Annotated in this window: 18 protein-coding genes; 14 read left to right on the top strand and 4 right to left on the bottom strand. The window is 46.1% G+C overall.

Annotated elements, in window-relative coordinates; all coding sequences use genetic code 11:
- Positions 1–113 precede the first annotated feature (113 nt).
- The 5 genes from aroK to D1Z90_RS13800 all read left to right on the top strand — a co-directional run bounded on the left by aroK (position 114) and on the right by D1Z90_RS13800 (position 5,292).
- The gene (gene aroK / locus D1Z90_RS13820; protein ID WP_119911367.1) at positions 114–629 is read left to right on the top strand and encodes a shikimate kinase AroK; all 516 of its coding nucleotides are present in this window, start codon (positions 114–116) and stop codon (positions 627–629) included.
- Positions 630–634: 5 nt separating this feature from the next.
- Positions 635–1,708 carry a 3-dehydroquinate synthase gene (gene aroB, locus D1Z90_RS13815; RefSeq protein WP_119911366.1) on the top strand — a complete coding sequence of 358 codons (1,074 nt, stop codon included), beginning with the start codon at positions 635–637 and terminating at the stop codon, positions 1,706–1,708.
- Between the two features lie 6 nt (positions 1,709–1,714).
- Entirely contained in the window at positions 1,715–3,598 is a 1,884-nt protein-coding gene (locus tag D1Z90_RS13810) for an AAA family ATPase (protein ID WP_119911365.1), read from the top strand.
- A gap of 145 nt (positions 3,599–3,743) precedes the next feature.
- The gene (locus tag D1Z90_RS13805) at positions 3,744–4,568 is read left to right on the top strand and encodes a Dam family site-specific DNA-(adenine-N6)-methyltransferase (protein ID WP_119911364.1); all 825 of its coding nucleotides are present in this window, start codon (positions 3,744–3,746) and stop codon (positions 4,566–4,568) included.
- A 163-nt stretch (positions 4,569–4,731) separates the two neighbouring features.
- The gene (locus tag D1Z90_RS13800; RefSeq protein WP_119911363.1) at positions 4,732–5,292 is read left to right on the top strand and encodes a DUF3124 domain-containing protein; all 561 of its coding nucleotides are present in this window, start codon (positions 4,732–4,734) and stop codon (positions 5,290–5,292) included.
- 44 nt (positions 5,293–5,336) lie between these two features.
- Here the strand turns inward: D1Z90_RS13800 and D1Z90_RS13795 are convergent, their stop codons facing one another.
- Positions 5,337–5,537 carry a DUF2970 domain-containing protein gene (locus D1Z90_RS13795; RefSeq protein ID WP_119911362.1) on the bottom strand — a complete coding sequence of 67 codons (201 nt, stop codon included), beginning with the start codon at positions 5,535–5,537 and terminating at the stop codon, positions 5,337–5,339.
- 119 nt (positions 5,538–5,656) lie between these two features.
- On the opposite strand from D1Z90_RS13795, the gene rpe reads away from it, so the two are divergent.
- From rpe to trpS, 3 genes are read left to right on the top strand one after another with little or no spacing between them, the layout of a single operon-like run.
- The gene (gene rpe / locus D1Z90_RS13790) at positions 5,657–6,328 is read left to right on the top strand and encodes a ribulose-phosphate 3-epimerase (protein WP_119911361.1); all 672 of its coding nucleotides are present in this window, start codon (positions 5,657–5,659) and stop codon (positions 6,326–6,328) included.
- On the top strand, positions 6,328–7,023 hold the full coding sequence (locus D1Z90_RS13785; protein WP_119911360.1) for a phosphoglycolate phosphatase: 696 nt from the start codon (positions 6,328–6,330) through the stop codon (positions 7,021–7,023). The genes rpe and D1Z90_RS13785 overlap by 1 nt, the downstream gene beginning before the upstream one ends.
- A 20-nt stretch (positions 7,024–7,043) precedes the next feature.
- Positions 7,044–8,048, top strand: a complete 1,005-nt coding sequence (gene trpS / locus D1Z90_RS13780) for a tryptophan--tRNA ligase (protein ID WP_119911359.1) — start codon at positions 7,044–7,046, stop codon at positions 8,046–8,048.
- Positions 8,049–8,112: 64 nt separating this feature from the next.
- On the opposite strand, the gene D1Z90_RS13775 is transcribed toward trpS, so the two are convergent.
- A complete protein-coding gene (locus D1Z90_RS13775) occupies positions 8,113–9,651 on the bottom strand; it encodes a hypothetical protein (RefSeq protein WP_119911358.1) in 1,539 nt (512 codons plus the stop codon).
- Between the two features lie 191 nt (positions 9,652–9,842).
- On the opposite strand from D1Z90_RS13775, the gene D1Z90_RS13770 reads away from it, so the two are divergent.
- From D1Z90_RS13770 to D1Z90_RS13750, 5 genes are all read left to right on the top strand, one after another.
- Positions 9,843–10,421, top strand: a complete 579-nt coding sequence (locus D1Z90_RS13770) for an anthranilate synthase component II (protein WP_119911357.1) — start codon at positions 9,843–9,845, stop codon at positions 10,419–10,421.
- A 206-nt stretch (positions 10,422–10,627) separates the two neighbouring features.
- Positions 10,628–11,845, top strand: a complete 1,218-nt coding sequence (locus D1Z90_RS13765) for an aspartate aminotransferase family protein (RefSeq protein ID WP_119911356.1) — start codon at positions 10,628–10,630, stop codon at positions 11,843–11,845.
- 54 nt (positions 11,846–11,899) lie between these two features.
- Complete coding sequence (gene astA / locus D1Z90_RS13760) at positions 11,900–12,919, top strand: arginine N-succinyltransferase (RefSeq protein WP_119911355.1); 1,020 nt, start codon at positions 11,900–11,902, stop codon at positions 12,917–12,919.
- Between the two features lie 8 nt (positions 12,920–12,927).
- Positions 12,928–14,388: a succinylglutamate-semialdehyde dehydrogenase gene (gene astD / locus D1Z90_RS13755; protein ID WP_119911354.1), complete on the top strand. Its 1,461-nt coding sequence runs from the start codon at positions 12,928–12,930 to the stop codon at positions 14,386–14,388.
- A gap of 36 nt (positions 14,389–14,424) precedes the next feature.
- The gene (locus D1Z90_RS13750) at positions 14,425–15,237 is read left to right on the top strand and encodes a DUF1338 domain-containing protein (protein WP_119911353.1); all 813 of its coding nucleotides are present in this window, start codon (positions 14,425–14,427) and stop codon (positions 15,235–15,237) included.
- Here D1Z90_RS13750 and D1Z90_RS13745 read toward each other — a convergent pair.
- Entirely contained in the window at positions 15,227–16,588 is a 1,362-nt protein-coding gene (locus D1Z90_RS13745; RefSeq protein WP_119911352.1) for an aminotransferase-like domain-containing protein, read from the bottom strand. The two genes, D1Z90_RS13750 and D1Z90_RS13745, sit on opposite strands and share 11 nt — an antisense overlap.
- A 139-nt stretch (positions 16,589–16,727) precedes the next feature.
- Between D1Z90_RS13745 and D1Z90_RS13740 the strand changes: the two genes are divergently transcribed.
- Complete coding sequence (locus tag D1Z90_RS13740; RefSeq protein ID WP_119911351.1) at positions 16,728–17,588, top strand: NAD(P)-dependent oxidoreductase; 861 nt, start codon at positions 16,728–16,730, stop codon at positions 17,586–17,588.
- Here the strand turns inward: D1Z90_RS13740 and D1Z90_RS13735 are convergent.
- A complete protein-coding gene (locus D1Z90_RS13735) occupies positions 17,585–17,899 on the bottom strand; it encodes a hypothetical protein (protein WP_119911350.1) in 315 nt (104 codons plus the stop codon). The genes D1Z90_RS13740 and D1Z90_RS13735 overlap by 4 nt on opposite strands.
- Between the last annotated feature and the right edge of the window lie 55 nt (positions 17,900–17,954).

Raw genomic sequence — 17,954 nt, 5'->3', positions numbered from 1 at the left:
CCCCCCTGACAATTGAGATAATCGCCGCCTTAATCACAGTTATTCAGGTTATACGGGTTAGCGCGCAAAATGACGCTAACATTTAGAGTCGTTAAAAAGAAATACGTAGGACCATGGCAGAGAAACGAAATATTTTTCTGGTCGGCCCAATGGGCGCAGGCAAAAGCACAATAGGCAGACATCTGGCACAGATGTTACATCTTGAATTCTTAGATTCAGACACGGAAATTGAAAAACGCACTGGCGCGGATGTTGCTTGGGTGTTTGACGTTGAAGGGGAAGAAGGCTTCCGTAAACGGGAAGAAGAAGTCATCGATGATCTTTCACAACTGCAAGGAATAGTACTGGCCACAGGTGGCGGTTCAGTAAAAAGCAAAGACAGTCGAAATCGCTTGTCTGCTCGTGGGCTTGTTGTTTACTTAGAAACTACGGTTGATAAGCAACTGGCACGAACCCAAAGAGATAAGCGCCGTCCTTTATTACAAACGGATAACCCAAGAGATGTTTTAGAGTCTTTAGCGGGTGAACGTAATGAGTTGTATTCTGAAATAGCAGACTACACAGTAAAGACAGACGAACAAAGCGCCAAGATAGTGGCGAATCAAATCATTAAATTATTGGACTTTTAAACGCAATGGAAATCCTGAACGTCGATCTAGGTGAGCGTAGTTACCCAATTCATATTGGTGCTGGCTTATTGACTAATGCTAGCTTATTCAATGGCGCAATTTATGCGAAAAAAGTCATGGTGGTGACAAATGACACTGTGGCGCCATTGTATCTCGCAACCTTGAAACAGACGCTCAGTGATTATGACATTGATGAAGTGATTTTACCTGATGGTGAGCAATACAAAAACCTTGAACATTTTGAGGTGGTATTGAATGCCCTATTAGCAAAACGCCATGCACGTGATACCACAGTGGTAGCATTAGGCGGAGGTGTTATCGGTGATATGGCGGGCTTTGCCGCTGCCTGTTATCAGCGTGGGGTCAACTTCATACAAGTACCAACCACTTTATTATCGCAAGTCGACTCATCGGTTGGCGGTAAGACCGCAGTGAACCACCCTTTGGGTAAAAATATGATTGGGGCGTTCTACCAGCCGCAAGTCGTGAATATCGATATAGATTGTTTAAAAACCTTACCTGCAAGAGAGTTCGCAGCAGGCATGGCTGAAGTCATTAAGTACGGCATTATCTTCGACCAAGCATTTTTTTGCTGGTTAGAGCAAAATATTGCTCTATTAAAAGATCATGATGCTGACGCACTGACTTATATCATCAAGCGTTGCTGTGAAATCAAGGCTGAGATAGTCAGTATTGATGAACAAGAAAAAGGCGCCCGCGCGCTGCTAAACTTAGGACATACCTTTGGTCATGCAATTGAGGCTGAGCAAGGGTATGGAAATTGGCTTCATGGTGAAGCAGTAGGAGCAGGCATGGTTATGGCTGGGCAAACAGCCTTGGCCATGGGGTTAATTGAACTAGCTGACTTAGATCGCATGGTTGATTTAATTGCACAGTTCGATTTACCCATTACACCACCCCCTGAGATGACTTTCGATACCTTTATGCATCATATGCAAGTAGATAAAAAAGTACTGAACGGTCAATTGCGATTAATTCTTCCAACCGCAATCGGTCGTTCGGACATCTTTGCTGATGTATCAGATGAGGTGTTGAGAGGCGTGATAGCCGGTAGTTAATAAGGTATGTTGGATCCTAAAGTCCACCTCGCCGATTTACCTTCCCAGTTGCAACTGGTTGACCGGTTGCAACATCTTATCTTTTTTTCTTCCAGTTTTACCTTTGTCAGCGCCTCAAGTGGCTCCGGTAAAACCACGGTTATTCAACGCTTATTAAGCAGCGATGAGCTCATTGCTAACCAAAGTTTGCTTAATTGCCAAGTGGACGCAAACGAAGCTAAGTGCCGAGAAATACTCCTTTCACAAGTGGTCACCGAGCCATTATTTAACCCGTCAGATCCTTGCGGCGAAACTTTATTTGCTATGCTGGAAGGGCAGCAAGCCGAATTGGTTTTTGTCATTGATGATGCACACCACTTACCCGCAGCCATCGTGGCTGAATTATGGTTAATTTTATTAGAAAATAAGTTCAAGAAGTTAAATCATAAAATCAATGTTGTAATGTTTGGTGAGCCAGTGTGGTGTCAGCAACAAGTGCAATTATTGCATGGCAAAACTGACGAACCGCCAATAGAGATGGAGCTTGCACCGCTCACAGAACAAGAGTGCCACCAGTTTGTGCGAGGCTTATTTCAGCGCGCTAATTATCATGCAAAAATTGAAAACAATGCCGCCATAGAAAGGCAAATAGACAATTGCAACGGTAACCCTGCGAAATTACAGCAGGTCGTGGATATCATCGTAAATGCTCCTGCAGCTAAAGAGGATAAAAAGGTGAAAAGAAATGCTCAGCCTTTATTGTTAGCCGGTGTGATCGCTGCGGTATTGTTAATGACCAGTGGTATTTTTTATTTACTGCTGCCTTCAGAGCAGGAGCAACCGGCAAAGAACGAGATATTGGCCTCAGATATAGTTGAAAGTGCATCTTTACCGCCCATTGTAACCACTCCTACTCCAGTCATAAGCAAAAAGCCAGAGGCTTTGGCGGGCGACTGGAATAAAGATTCTGGGTTACCTCAAGAAATCAATGACTCAGGCATAGAGTTAAAGACCCTAGACGATGGTCGTAAACAGGTCACCCTCACCGAACAAGTTCTCACGGAAATGAGTAAAGGCCCCGCTGAGCAGGGTAAAGATACAGACAAGGTGGCCCCGGTTGAACAACAAGAGAATCGCGCCAAGGTAAATTCTCTTGCTCAGCTCGAACAGGTGCTCGAAGCATCGGCTAATGCTACACCTGTACCTGCGGAGCAAAACGCAGCCACTAATAGCACCGCTCAAGCAAATGATAAAGATCTTACCAAGTCGCAACATGCAACCTCAAACTCGACCGCGGTTGTGACCGATTTAAATGACGACTCTCCTGCAGAAATTCCTCAAGAGACGGCTGAGCAAGCACCTCAATCGCAGCAAAGCCCCACTTTAAGCTCAACTGATACTGAACCCGTTAAGACTAAAAGCAAACCTACAACGGATGAACAAATTCCGATTATTACCGCCGTTGAGTCTGTTGAACCTGCTACCGAAACGCTAACGAGTAATGCAGAGCAAGAAACCGCGAATGCAGATGCCTTGTCGCTGCAGAATGAGGATGTTTCCGCTTCTGCGAGTGAATCAGATAAGCAAACGAATCAAACTGGCAGTGCATTTTCACTGTCGAGCGCTGCTGAGCTGAAACAGGTCTCGGGGCGAAAGTTTGCTTTGCAGCTTGCCGCTATCAGCACCTTGCCTGTGCTCGAAGCTTTTGTTAAAGAGCATGGCATTGAAGAGTCGGCTACTTATTTCAAAGTTTATCGAAACGGTAAACCCGGTTACTTGGTGGTTTATGGCCAATATAACTCTCGCACTCAAGCTAATAATGCGATAGCGGGATTACCCAATAACCTCAAGTTACTCAAACCTTGGGCGAAGAAATATCAACAGTTACAAAGCGTAGTGGTGGATGATTAAAACATCTTTGGCGGCATAATGTCCTGTGAAGCAATCTTTGCGCTTGCGAGGCTTACCTGTATAATCCCTGTTTTCAATAGGTTGTTTACTCTTTATACCAACCGTACTGGGGTTTGTTGTGGCTAATTGTGTGAGCCAAAATAATATGCGCTCTGCACTGAAATGGGCCGGCGGCAAGAAGAAACTAATAGATGACATTCATCGTTTATTACCCACGGATGGCTGTCGGCGTTTAGTGGAGCCGTTTGTTGGCGGTGCTTCTGTGTTCCTTAACCTCGATTTTGATGATTATCTGCTGGTAGATATGAATCATGACTTGATCGGCTTATTTAATAGCCTTAAGTCAGACCACAGATATTTCATTACCGAGGCCAAAAAGCTGTTTAATAGCGGCTTTAATTCTGAAGACAACTATTACCAGCTGCGAAATAGCTTTAATCAAAGTCAAGATGTGTTCGAGCGTGCGGTTATCTTTTTGTACTTAAATCGTCACGGCTACAACGGCTTGTGCCGCTATAATAAAAGCGGTGGTTACAATGTGCCTTTTGGCCGTTATAAGAAGCCATATTTCCCCTTAAAAGAGTTAGAGTTCTTTGCCGAGCGAGCGCAAAGAGCGACATTTGTACAAGGCGACTTTTCGCTTGCGTTTGATAATTTACAGCCAGGCGATACCATTTACTGCGATCCTCCGTATTCACCGATCAATCAAACTTCAAACTTTACCTCTTATGCTGGTAATAGCTTTACCGAGAAGGAGCAGTTGCGGTTAGTTGAGTGCGCTGTAGCGGCTCGTGAAAAAGGTATTTCTACGCTTATTTCAAATCACTATGTAGACTTTACTAAGCAGCTTTATCGTTCTGCAGATAAGTTAGATCTTGTGAAAGTGCAACGTACCATCAGTCGCAAAGGTCAAGGGCGTATTAAGGTAGATGAAGTGATGGCATTGTATGATGGCCAACAAAACGTTTAGGGTTGCGCCTAGAAGGACATTAAATCATTGCTTTGCGGTGAGTCAATGCGTCTTGCTTGGCATCTTGCTATAGTATCTAAGTTGCTAATTTTAATAACTTTGCTTGTGGGCCTGAGGCAATAAATGCTCATTGTTTCAAGCGGGCTACGTAGGAGTAAAACGAATGAAATCCAATAAGTTGGCGGTCCAATTAGTTGCCCTTGTTGCTATGGTCATCATAGTGGGTTTTTCTTATTACCTTGGCCATATTGTGCGCTCAATGGATAGCATTGAAGAGAAGCTAAGTCATCAAGCGCAGCAAACACAGAGAGACATTAGCCAGCCGCAAGCGGGACTGACTAATGGCAAACTGCAGCGCAGCTATGTTCCGGTATACTCCCATATTTATGTAAAAGGTGGGCAAGCCGTTTTATTGGAAAGTACCTTGACGGTAAGAAATACAGACCCTCAGTTAGGCATTAATATTCATAGCGTTGAATACTTCGATACTAAGGGGCACTCAGTACAGCAATACGTGGAGCAGCCTTACCAGCTAAATGCGATGGCTAGCTCTGAGTATTTATCTGAGAAAACCGATATTAGTGGTGGAGCCGGAGCCAATTTTCTTATCACTTGGTCGAAACCGGAAGGCGCAAGCGCGCCGATTTTTGAAGCTGTGATGGTTGGCTCTGGGCTTGGAAAAAATATCTCTTTTACTAGTCGAGGCGAACACCTACCACAGTAAATAGCCTCTGCACGAAATAAACTTGGGCGGCTTTGGGGAGGGATTTAGTGACTAAGCACCCATTGTACCACCACCAGCAAAACGCCAATAAAGACCATTAAGGCGATAACACCAGCAAAAATAAAGCGCCACGGTGACGGGCGCTTAAAATCTGCTTTTCTATTTTGCTCTGATTGCACGCCAAAAAGCGCGGCACAAGCGCTTTTAAAACTACTAACTAAGCCTGATCCAGTATCTTTATTCATCTTATTCCTTGATTTTAGCCCGTTGGTGATTTTTGGCTATGGCGCTAAATTAAACAATACTGGCGAGTTACACAAGGCTTAGGTAAAATGCGCCTGATCCCCACCATGAGAACACGATAATGAAAGATTTTTTAATTGCTCCTTCTATTCTGTCTGCTAATTTTGCGAAATTGGGAGAAGAAGTCGATAACGTATTAGCAGCCGGTGCCGACGTCGTGCATTTTGATGTGATGGATAATCACTATGTGCCTAACCTCACGATAGGCCCAATGGTATGCCAAGCATTACGTGATCATGGTGTCACTGCGCCTATCGATGTTCACTTAATGGTGAAACCGGTTGACCGTATCATTCCTGATTTTGCTAAAGCTGGAGCGTCAATTATTACGTTTCATCCTGAAGCCAGTGAACACATCGACCGTTCACTACAGCTTATCAAAGACAGCGGCTGTCAGGCTGGTCTTGTATTTAATCCTGCGACGCCTTTGCACTGCTTAGAGCACGTCATGGATAAGGTAGATGTTATTTTGCTGATGTCGGTAAACCCTGGGTTTGGTGGTCAGTCATTCATCCCTGGCACGCTTGATAAATTACGTCAAGCCCGGGCATTGATTGATCAAAGTGGTCGTGACATTCGTTTAGAAATTGACGGCGGTGTGAACGTGAATAACATTGCTGAAATTGCGGCTGCAGGGGCTGACATGTTTGTTGCTGGCTCTGCGATTTTCAATCAACCCGATTATCAAGCTGTGATCAGTCAAATGCGCAGCGAACTAGCGAAAGTGAAATAATGGCAGATTACTCAAAAATTAATACGGTATTGTTTGATTTAGACGGTACCTTACTCGATAGTGCTCCCGATCTTGCACAAGCGGTGAATCAAACGTTAGCCGCGCTCGGGCGAGACACCTTTGCAGAAGACATAGTACGAGGCTGGGTTGGCAATGGCGCCAACGTATTATTGCAACGTGCGTTATCTGGCTCCAGTGAAGTGGCAAATAATATTGACGAGCAAGAGTTGGCAAAGGCACATACGTTATTCAAGCAATTTTACAAGGCTTGTTTAAGCCAAAAGTCAGTCTTGTATCCTGATGTGCGTTCGACTCTAATTAGCCTTAAACAAGTAGGCTATAAGCTTGCCATTGTGACCAATAAGCCTGGCGTGTATATGCAAGATATTTTGTCAGATTATAGCCTCAGTGGCTTCTTTGACTTGGTGTTAGCCGGTGACAGCTTACCGGTGAGAAAGCCTGACCCAGCCCCGTTGCTACACGCTTGTGAAACGCTGGGCAGTGCGGTTGAGCAAACTTTAATGGTTGGCGATTCTAAAAATGACATATTAGCGGCAAAAGCGGCCAATATGCGGGTTGCAGGCTTGACCTACGGCTATAACTACGGCGAAGATATCAGCCTATCTGAGCCAGATTTGGTATTGGATAATATTGCGGAAATTCTGAACTCACTGCAATGTGAAGTTTCAGCTTAACAAGACAGAGGAAGAAGTTAATGGCAAACCCAGTTGTATTAAGTGGCATTCAGCCAACCGGTGGCATGACAATAGGTAACTATATTGGTGCTATCAATCAGTGGCGAACCTTACAACAAGACCATGATTGCTTCTTCATGTTGGCCGATTTACATGCCATTACCGTACGCCAAGATCCTGCGCAGCTGCGTGAACGTGTACTGGACGGTGTTGCCTTGTACACGGCTTGTGGCATCGACGTTGAAAAGTCAGCCTTGTTTGTACAATCACAAGTAATTGAGCACGCACAACTGGCTTGGGTATTAAACTGTTACACCCAAATGGGTGAGCTAAATCGCATGACCCAGTTTAAAGACAAGTCATCGAAGCATGCAAACAACATCAATGTTGGCTTATTCTCATACCCGGCATTACAAGCTGCTGATATCTTGTTGTACCAAGCGACGAAAGTGCCAGTAGGGGAAGATCAGAAGCAACACTTAGAGCTCACGCGCGACATAGCCAATCGCTTTAATAATCTTTATGGCGACGTGTTTACTATTCCGGATCCTTACATTCCAGAGGTGGGTGCGCGAGTCATGAGCTTGCAAGATCCGACCAAGAAAATGTCAAAGTCTGACGAAAACCCAAGCGCTTACGTCATGCTGCTAGATGAGCCAAAGAAAATTGAGAAAAAGCTTAAACGTGCGGTGACAGATTCTGATGAGCAAGCACGTATTTACTACGATACAACTGAAAAACCAGGCGTGTCTAACTTGCTTACCCTGCTATCCGTTGCTACGGGTAATAGCATTGAAAGCCTAGTGCCGGCATACGAAGACAAAATGTATGGTCATTTGAAAAAAGACACGGCAGAAGCGGTAGTGGCTATGATTGAGCCAATCCAAGCCCGCTTCAGAGAAATCCGTGAAGACCAGACTGAGCTTGAGCGCATTATGAAACTGGGGGCTGAAAAAGCCTCTGCTAAAGCGCAAGTAACACTTAAGGCCGCTTATGACGCAGTAGGCTTTATCGCTAAGCCCTAGCTAACTCAATAACACCTTGATCTAAAAATAAAAGCCAGCTTTCGAGCTGGTTTTTTTACGCCTTTTATTGGCCTATTTGGTAAACCAGAATCACCGGCGGGTTATCATAGTGACCTAATTGCCCAGCCCCTTTGAGTACCACAAATAGTTGATTGCTCGCCGCGTCGTAATTGGCGCCACTGATAAGGTTTACTTTCTCAGGCGCCATTTGTAAGTTTTTATACGGCGTATCAAGCAAGCCGTAATCGTAAGGACGTATTTCGTAAGCTTGTTTAACACCCTGCTGCACGGCTATCATATCCTTCATATCAAACAACCAGTAATAATTGTAATAGTCCCGTGAGTCATAAGCGCAAGGGCCACCGCAAGTATGGCCATTATTTTGAGTGATTTTATAGCCAAGGCCTGAATGGTGGCCGCCTGAGCGCCCAATGACCATGTAGGTATAAGTGCCTGGAACAATAAAACCATGGTGAGCTTCTGACAGTTCGGTCCAGAGATTATTATCACCACTTTCATTGTAGCGCTCGGGGTGGATCTGATGGCGTAAACCAAAGTCCATTAACGCTTCGGTCGGGATCTTATCTGTGTCGGTTGAGTGCCAATCTTGTAAGTTCATCAAGAAGGCGGTGGGGCCAATACTAGAACGAGAGTTGATAGCTAAGTTACTGGCGTAACCGGCAAGGTGGCTATAGCCAAAGTAGTCTTGCCACACTTGTGGCATGGCTGAGATCCATCCTGCACTGTGCACTGCACCTTCCATTTCATAAATCGAGGATACTTGCAGGTTTGCTAAGTCATCAACTCCACTGATCACCAAGCTGGTGTCTTTTGTATCGCCAGGCGCATCGTAATACACCGCGTAGTTGGCATAAATGTGATTGTTATAAAACTGAATGCCTGTGGTTCGGTTAAGGTTTTCTGGGTTACCTTCGGGCTGTTTATCTAAAATAGTGACAAAGTCTTGTGATGGATAGCTGGTGTTTAGTAAGCGAATATCCTCCTCGACTGAGGGCTGTTTTACCAGCTCTGGGATAGGAAATTCAGCAATCGCTTGGTGATACTGATGGCCGACATAAAAAATACTGTGATTATTCGGATTGTAGGCAATGGCGCCATTACTGTAGCTAGCAGTTGAGTCACCGTGAGTCGCAGAGTCGAGGCGAAAAGCGCCTTGATAAGTCAGGTCTTCAATGCTGGCCAGTTTGTAGCCTTGCACTTGTATTGTTATTTGTTGCTGTAAGCTTTCTCCTTGGTCATTGCTTACACTTGCCGCAATGGTGATTTGGCTGTCGAAATTATTGGCTGGGGTGATGACGTCTACCGTGCCTGGAGTGGTTTCTTGCAGTGATACTGTGGGGCCACTGAGCTGTTGCCAGCGGATGGCTTCAAGTTGAGTATCAGTATGCAGCGTTAAGCGAAACTGGCTGTCTTGTAACGCGGTTGTTGGCCCTGAAATGGTAAACAAGCTGCTCGCTAATGTGCTAGTTTCAGGTAACATTGGGTCATTGATGGTTACAGCATCATTGCGACTGCCATCATTGCCACAACCGTATAAAATAGCCAATATTGTGCTTAAGCCAAAATATTGAAGACTTTTCATCTGCTTGATCCTTAAGCAAGTTGATAAAAGCTAAAACTTTTATCAATCATGCCACAAGTTGTCCGCCTTATTAGTGCCTTTCGCCTAAGTTGAGAGTTTCATCGCTAAAAGGCATGGTTTATACTTTCGCCTTTGATTTTAAGCTTGCTCAGCCGTTATCAGTGTTGAGCCATTGAGGCAGTAATTGCATTATGCTGTTAATGATCGACAACTATGACTCATTCACTTACAACCTCTACCAGTACTTTGCTCAGCTTGGGGTGGAGACAATGGTTAAGCGTAATGATCAAATCAGCTTGCAAGAAATAGCCGACATGGCGCCGCAACAGCTCGTTATTTCTCCTGGGCCGTGTACGCCAGATGATGCTGGAATATCCCTTGCCGCAATTGAACGATTTAGCGGCGAAATCCCCCTCTTAGGCGTGTGCTTAGGCCACCAGAGTATCGGTCAAGTATTCGGCGCTAATGTAGTGCGTGCACAACAAGTTATGCACGGTAAAACGTGTCCTATTGAGCACCAACAACAAGGCGTATTTAATGGCCTGAGTCAGCCGCTAACCGTTACCCGCTATCACAGTCTTGTACTTGAGCCGGATAGCTTTCCTGATTGTTTAGAAGTCACGGCTTACACCGAGCATCTAGGCCGCTACGAGATAATGGGATTGCGTCACCGCCAGTTAGCGGTACAAGGAGTGCAATTTCATCCAGAAAGCATCATGTCACAGCAAGGCTTGGCCTTGTTAAAAAACTTCATCAGTCAAAGTGAATAAATATTCTTATTTTTTGACTTTTTATCTATTTATTCTGTTTTATTTACGTTACTTTATAATCATACTCTGTTGGTTTTCGTTGTTCATCGCGGCAGCGAAAAACAACAAAGTACGGAAAAATTGTCGATTTTTATTTTTACCCACATACTTAGTAAAGCGCCCGTGTTTTATTTTGTGTGTGAGTAGTTGCAAAGAGGAACATAGCAATGTCGAGTCACCCGGAAGTTTCAAGAGCCTTATTTGATCAAGTCATGGTCCCTAATTACGCCCCCTCAGACGTTATTCCTGTGTCAGGAAAAGGTGCTCGAGTATGGGATCAACAAGGCCGAGACTTCATAGACTTTGCCGGAGGCATTGCCGTGAATTGTTTAGGGCACTCTCACCCTGCTTTAGTAGAAGCGCTTAAAACTCAAGGCGAGAAGTTGTGGCACGTCAGTAATATCTGGACCAATGAACCTGCATTGCGTTTAGCGCAAAAACTGGTGGATGCAACGTTTGCGGAAAAAGTCTTTTTTGCAAACTCAGGCGCGGAAGCCAATGAAGCTGCGCTGAAATTGGCACGTCGTTATGCCATAGATACTTATCATCAGGATAAAGTTGACATCATTGCTTTTAATCAAGGTTTTCACGGCAGGACTTTTTTTACCGTAACTGCCGGCGGTCAAAAGGCATATTCAGACGGTTTTGGGCCAAAGCCTGGCGCCATTCATCATGTTGATTATAACGATTTAGATGCTTTAGCGGCCACCATTAACGACAACACTTGTGCCGTGATGATCGAACCGCTACAAGGTGAGGGGGGGGTGATCCCGCCGAGCCATGAGTTTATTAAAGGCGTCAGAGAGCTGTGTGACAAACACAATGCTTTGCTTATTTTTGATGAAGTACAAACCGGGGTGGGCCGTACTGGTGAGCTGTTCGCATACATGGGATTGGGCGTAGAGCCTGATATTCTGACTTCCGCAAAAGCGTTAGGCGGTGGCTTCCCCATTGCCGCCATGCTCACTAGCACAGCGATTGCAGAGCATTTTAAGGTAGGCACGCATGGCAGCACTTATGGCGGTAACCCATTGGCGTGTGCGGTTGCCGAGGCTGCTTTTGATATCGTGAATACAGCCAGTGTACTTGATGGCGTAAAGCAAAAGTCGCAAATCTTTCAACAAAAGCTAGAACAGCTGAACCAAGAGTTTGGCATCTTTAAAGATATTCGTGGTGCGGGCCTGCTGGTGGGAGCCGAGCTGATTGATGAGATGCAAGGCAAAGCGAGAGATATATTAGTGGCTTCTTCTGACGCCGGTTTGATGGTTTTAGTGGCAGGAGCGAACGTACTGCGCTTTGCACCTTCTCTTGTTATCACCGACGAAGAAATAGAGACAGGTTTTGAGCGCCTAAGCCAAGCTATTGCCAAGGTGGTAAACAGCTAATGATATCAGCCTAGGCAGGTGCGTCTACTGCTTAGGCTGATTTAGGAGGCGAGCATGATAGTGGTGAGACCGATTCAACCTGAGGATCTAGCTCAGCTCCTTGTGCTTGCAAAAGAGTCTGGTACTGGCTTCACTTCCTTACCTGTTAACGAAGCATTATTACAGCGTAAGGTGGCGTTATCACAATCTTCCTTTGCTGGCACCTTAGATAACCCCTCTCAAGCCTATTACTTAATGGTAGGTGAAGATTCCGACACCCAGCAAATTGTTGGTACCACAGCGATTGAAGCCGCGGTAGGCAGCCATAGCCCGCTATATCATTATCACCTTGGCCAAGTTATCCATTGTTCGCATCAGCTTGGCGTGCATAACGCGGCGCAGATTTTAACCCTCAATAACGATTACACTGGCACCACAGAAATATGTACCTTGTTTGTGCGAGAGGCCTTTCGCCGTGGCATGGCTGGTCGGTTGTTGTCACGTTGCCGCTTTATGCTAATGGCAGAGCACTGTGCCTTATTCGCAAGCATAGTGATTGCGGAAATGCGCGGGGTATCTGATGAAAATGGTCGTTCGCCATTTTGGGCTTGGTTAGAACAACACTTCTTTTCGCTCGACTTTCCTACCGCAGATTATTTAACGGGTTTAGGTAACAAGCAATTTATCGCTGAACTCATGCCCAAGTACCCCATTTACGTCAGCCTATTGAGCCCACAAGCGCAGCAGGTGATAGGTAAAGTTCACGATAAGACCCAGCCGGCGCTGGCTTTGTTAGAAAAAGAAGGTTTTTATCCAAATGGTTACGTAGATATTTTTGACGCTGGGCCAACGGTGCAATGCCACTTATCGCATATTCGTTCAGTACAAACATGCTTAAGGTTACAGGTCGATATTAGCCAGCCCATCGCAGGGCAACAGTTATTAATGAGTAATATCAGCTTAGGTCAATACCGGGCCGTTGCAGCCAGTGGGAGTATTGCAATCAAGCACAGTAAAGTGGTGATCAACCAAGCAACCGCAAATGCCCTAGGAGTGAACCAAGGCGATACGGTGAGAGTACTGACTTTGTTATAGGAGGGAATATGTTATTGCTAAATGGTTTGTGGCAACAAGGCGAAGGTGAAACTTTACTTTCTATCAACCCCGCTACACATGAGGTATGTTGGCAGGGACGCCAAGCGTCAGCGCAGCAAGTGCATCACGCCGTTATCGCAGCGCGGCACGCTTTTATGGCATGGCAAAGGCGAACACAGGCTGAACGTATTTTGGTTGTAGAGGCGTATGTGGCGCAATTAAAATTGCGCCAAGAGGATCTTATTGTCACCATTTGTGAAGAGATGGGAAAACCTTTGTGGGAAGCGGCGACTGAGGTCACGGCGATGATCAACAAAGCCAGCATTTCCATCGAATCACAGCAGCAACGCTGCCCAGATAAAAAAGCCGCGTTAGGGCCGGCCGTGAGTTACTTGCGTCATCGCGCGCACGGAGTATTAGCGGTATTCGGGCCGTTTAATTTTCCTGGTCATTTGGCCAATGGTCATATTATTCCGGCTTTATTGGCCGGAAATTGTGTGGTTTTTAAGCCGTCAGAACTGACCCCGAAAGTAGGCCAAATGATGGCAGATTGCTGGCTACAAGCAGGGTTACCATGCGGTGTGTTGAACTTAGTACAAGGGCGTATTGAAGTGGGGCAAGCTTTGTTGCAAGAGCCACAACTAGACGGCGTTTGCTTTACTGGCAGCAGTGACACGGGCCATGCTATCCACCGCCAATTTGCTGGTCAGCCCGATAAGTTGTTGGCGTTAGAGATGGGAGGCAATAATCCTTTAATGGTAACCCAAGTCAGTCATGTACCTGCTGCCGTGCATGAAATTATTCAAAGCGCTTATATTACCTCTGGGCAAAGGTGTACTTGCGCAAGGCGTTTGTTATTGCCCCGTAATCGTCACGGTGATGATTTGCTCGTGCAATTGAGTGTAGCAGTCAAAGCAATCAAGGTGGCGCCAGGCAATGCCGAGCCTGCTCCTTTTATGGGACCTGTGATTACGTTATCAGCGGCTGAGAAATTGCTCGCTCAACAACAAGCACTAATCAGCAAGGGAGCCACTGCCATAGTCCCCATGAGGCAAATCAAGCCGGATTCTGCTTTGTTAAGCCCAGGGCTTTTATTGGTGGATGACATCGCTGAACTTGACGATGAAGAAATATTTGGCCCCTTATTGCAAGTTCAACGATACGACAGCTTTGAGCAAGGCATTAACCTTGCTAATGCTACGCGTTTTGGGTTAGCTGCGGCATTGCTCAGTGATGACGCACAAGAGTTTGAGCATTTTTCACTGGCGGTTCGAGCGGGCATCGTCAACTGGAATAAAGCGACAACAGGAGCTGCTAGTAGCGCTCCCTTTGGTGGGGTTGGGGCCAGTGGTAATCATCGTCCGAGTGCATATTATGCCGCTGACTACTGTGCCTATCCGGTGGCATCGATTGAAGTTGAAAAGCTGGTGTTACCGCCACAACTTAGCCCTGGTTTAGATTTGAGCTGAGTTAAGCGGAGTGAATTTTTGCTAGAAGGGGGCTGCATGAGTCATCAAATTGAGCAAGGGCAAAAGATACTCGCCGCGTTATGGCAGCAATATATTGAAGTGACGCCCAGTGCGGCTAAGATCCACCAATTATTAGCGCCATACCAACCTATCATCAATGATCATATCGCATTACGAGGCTTTGCCTTTCCCGGGCTTGATATCACCAGCCTGAGTCAATCTTTTCTGCAATGCGGCTATCAGTGGCAACAAGATTACGTATTCCCGAAAAAACACTTACGCGCAAAGCATTTCTCTCATCCTAGCGGTAAATTGCCCCATATCTTCATCAGTGAATTATTGTGGCAAAATCTTTCAGTGTCGGTTCAGCAAATCCTAAGGCCTATTATGGAGGCGGCTTGCAACGCATTATCAGCGCAAGTCTTAGAGCCTAACGTGGGAAGAGTTTGGCCGTTGCGCTATCAGCAATACCTGACGTTGGCGCAAGCCAGCGAATATGCCGCTTGGCTTGCTGCGTGGGGCTTTCGGGCAAATCACTTTACTGTTGCGGTACACCGGCTCACAGGCATTCAAGATTTGGCTCAGTTAAACCGACTATTACTGGAGAATGGTTTTGCGCTTAACCAAGGCGGAGGCGAAATTAAAGGTTCGGCTAGCGATGGTTTGGTGCAGTCAGCCACTTTGGCGGATCAAGCTGAAGTCCAATTTTCAGATAGGGTTTGCACTATTCCTAGCTGTTTTTATGAGTTTGCGTATCGCTACCCACTGTCGAGCGGCGCTTTATTTCAGGGTTTTGTGCCTGAGTCCGCCGACAGAATTTTTGAAAGTACCGACAGGGTCACAAAGTAGGCCTGCACGCGAGAATTTGAGCGATACACTGTAAACCTTGAATGAGTTCAGCTTGTGTTTCCGGTGTCATGATGGCCAAGCGAACAGCGTTTGCGGCTTTATCAGATCCACTATAAAAATAGGGGGCAGGGCTGACCAGTATTTGATGAGCTTGGCATGCTTGCACAAAGTCGTTTAAAGGCCAGCTGCTGGGCAGGTGTAGCCAAGCATGAAAACTGCGAATTTGACTATCCAGCTCATAGCTACCTAAATGCTGACGAAGCAGCCGTTGTCTTGCTTGCGCTTCGACTATTTGAGCTTGCAGCATGCGTGTCGCGGTGCCTTGCTCAATCAGCTTCTGCATCATGTATAAAGTGGGCAAGGCACAGGTCCAAATGCTGGCTCGAATAGCTTCCGCAATAGCTTGTGCTTGGCTGCTTGGGCCATATATAAACCCCACTCTTAATCCAGGAAGCAACGACTTTGAGAGGCTGGTGACAGTAAAGCAATGGTCTGGTGCTAACACCGACAAGCTTAGGTGTTGGCCTTGATCTAAAAAGCCATAGATATCGTCGTCAATAATCCAAACATTATAGCGTTGGGCTATGTTGACCAATGCTTGGCGACGACGGTTGGACATCACGGCTGCGGTTGGGTTTTGGTAAGAAGCCACTATCATCACCGCACGTATTCTATTATGCAAACACGCTTGTTCAAAAGCTTCAGGCAGCATGCCTTGTTGGTCCATGGCGATGGCAATAGTGGGACGTTGCAGCTGACGACATAGGCTTAGCATGCCAGGGTAGGTATATTGCTCTAAGGCAATATAATCCCCTGCTTGTGTTAAACATTGCAGTAAGACACTTAAACCGTGCTGCGCGCCATGACAAAAGTGCAGTTGTTGCGAATGGATGGCAGCAATCCCCTGGTCTTGTAACCATAACTGAGCACAAGCCTTAAAGGGCTGAAGGCTGTTTTCGTCTGGATAGCTGAGTGCGGCGGCAGGTATTGGAACCGCGTTATTATCTTGCCAAGCTTCGCGCCATAAGTTTTCAATCAAAGCTAAGTTGGGTTGAATAATGGATAAGTTACAGCCTTGATGGCTAGGGTTAATGACACGATTAAGGCTATCTTGAGAGGCGACATAGTGGCCACTGCCGGGCCGACTTTGCACCAACTCTTGTTGTTCTAATAGTCTGTATGCCCTCACTGCTGTCGTTGGTGCCACTTGCAACGTATTTGCTAAGCGCCGAATGGCGGGCAGTTTAGCGCCTGCTTTTAATTGCCCTTGCTCTATGCCTTGACGCAGCCAGCGAGCAATTTCTTGATAACCGGGTTTAACTGGAAAAGGGGAGGGTAATGGAATAGGCATGACTACGCATCGCAAAGTGTACTACTTAATATTCTTACTATAGCGTAATTAAGGGCTAAATAAGCCGGTTTTTATCGACTATAGTGGGTTTTATTAGAAACTGTACTACAAAAAGTAGGCTAAAAAGCAAGGATCAAGTATGCAAGTAACATTTATTGGCTTAGGCGTGATGGGGTTTCCGATGGCTGGGCATTTACATCAAGCAGGCCTTCACACCACGGTGTTTAACCGGACGTTTGCCAAAGCGCAAGCTTGGGCAAAACAGTACGGCGGACGGGTTGAAAGCGAAGTTGCTAAAGCGGTCTCTGAGGCTGACATCGTCTGCATGTGCTTGGGCAATGATGACGACGTTCGCAGCCTTGTTTATGGCGACAAAGGTATACTTGCAGGCCTGAAGCAAGGTGCGCTGCTGATCGACCACACCACCACCTCAGCTTCGCTGGCGGTAGAATTAGGCAAGGCGTGCCAAGCGCAAGGCGCAAGCTTTTTAGATGCGCCAGTGTCAGGAGGAGAAGCGGGGGCGCAAAGTGGTCAGCTAACCGTGATGATTGGCGGCGACGAGGCCGACATTGCACTCGCCGCGCCTATTTGGCGTAGTTACAGTAAAAGCGCTAAGCGACTTGGTCCCCATGGCAGCGGTCAAAAGTGTAAAATGGTTAATCAAATTTGTATTGCGGGTTTACTGCAAGGTTTGTCTGAGGGGATCCGCTTTGCTCAACATGCGGGATTAGACGTGACTGAAGTCATTGATACGATTAAGTATGGCGCGGCTCAATCTTGGCAGCTGGAAAATCGTGCTACCACTATGGCGCAAGGTGAGTTCGACTTTGGCTTTGCCATAGACTGGATGCATAAAGATTTATCCATTTGTCTACAAGAGGCCAAACACAACGGCGCTAAACTGCCGATAACGGAGGTTGTGGACAGTTTTTATCAATCCTTGCAGCAGCAAGGACATGGCCGAGCAGACACATCAGCATTAATTAAATTACTGAGTTAGTTATGCTCTATAAATCCTAATAAGTGATGCATAGAGTCATTAAAGCCTTGCACGATGGCAAGCATCACAAACAAATTAAGCACCAGTTGTAAGCCTATTTCGGGAAACAGCGGCATTTTGGTCAGCAGTTTTAGCGATATACATATCACTAAAATCGCCAAAAGAAAGCCATAACTGGGTAATTGCATGGTGATTAAACCAGCCAGGCAAACAATGTAGTAGACGGGGAAACTGCCACGACTATTAAGCATTAACGCGCTTAACCACATGGCTAAAGCAGGCATCACGGCCACTAATGTTAAACCCAGCATATTGACGCTCCTTGTAATATGTGGGTTCATTATAGAAAGTTTCAGTGCTTTTCAA

Origin of the sequence: Motilimonas pumila (genome assembly GCF_003596335.1) — a bacterium.
In the GTDB taxonomy this organism is placed as follows: domain Bacteria; phylum Pseudomonadota; class Gammaproteobacteria; order Enterobacterales; family CBDFNC01; genus Motilimonas; species Motilimonas pumila.
This window is presented reverse-complemented; position numbering and strand designations above follow the sequence as displayed.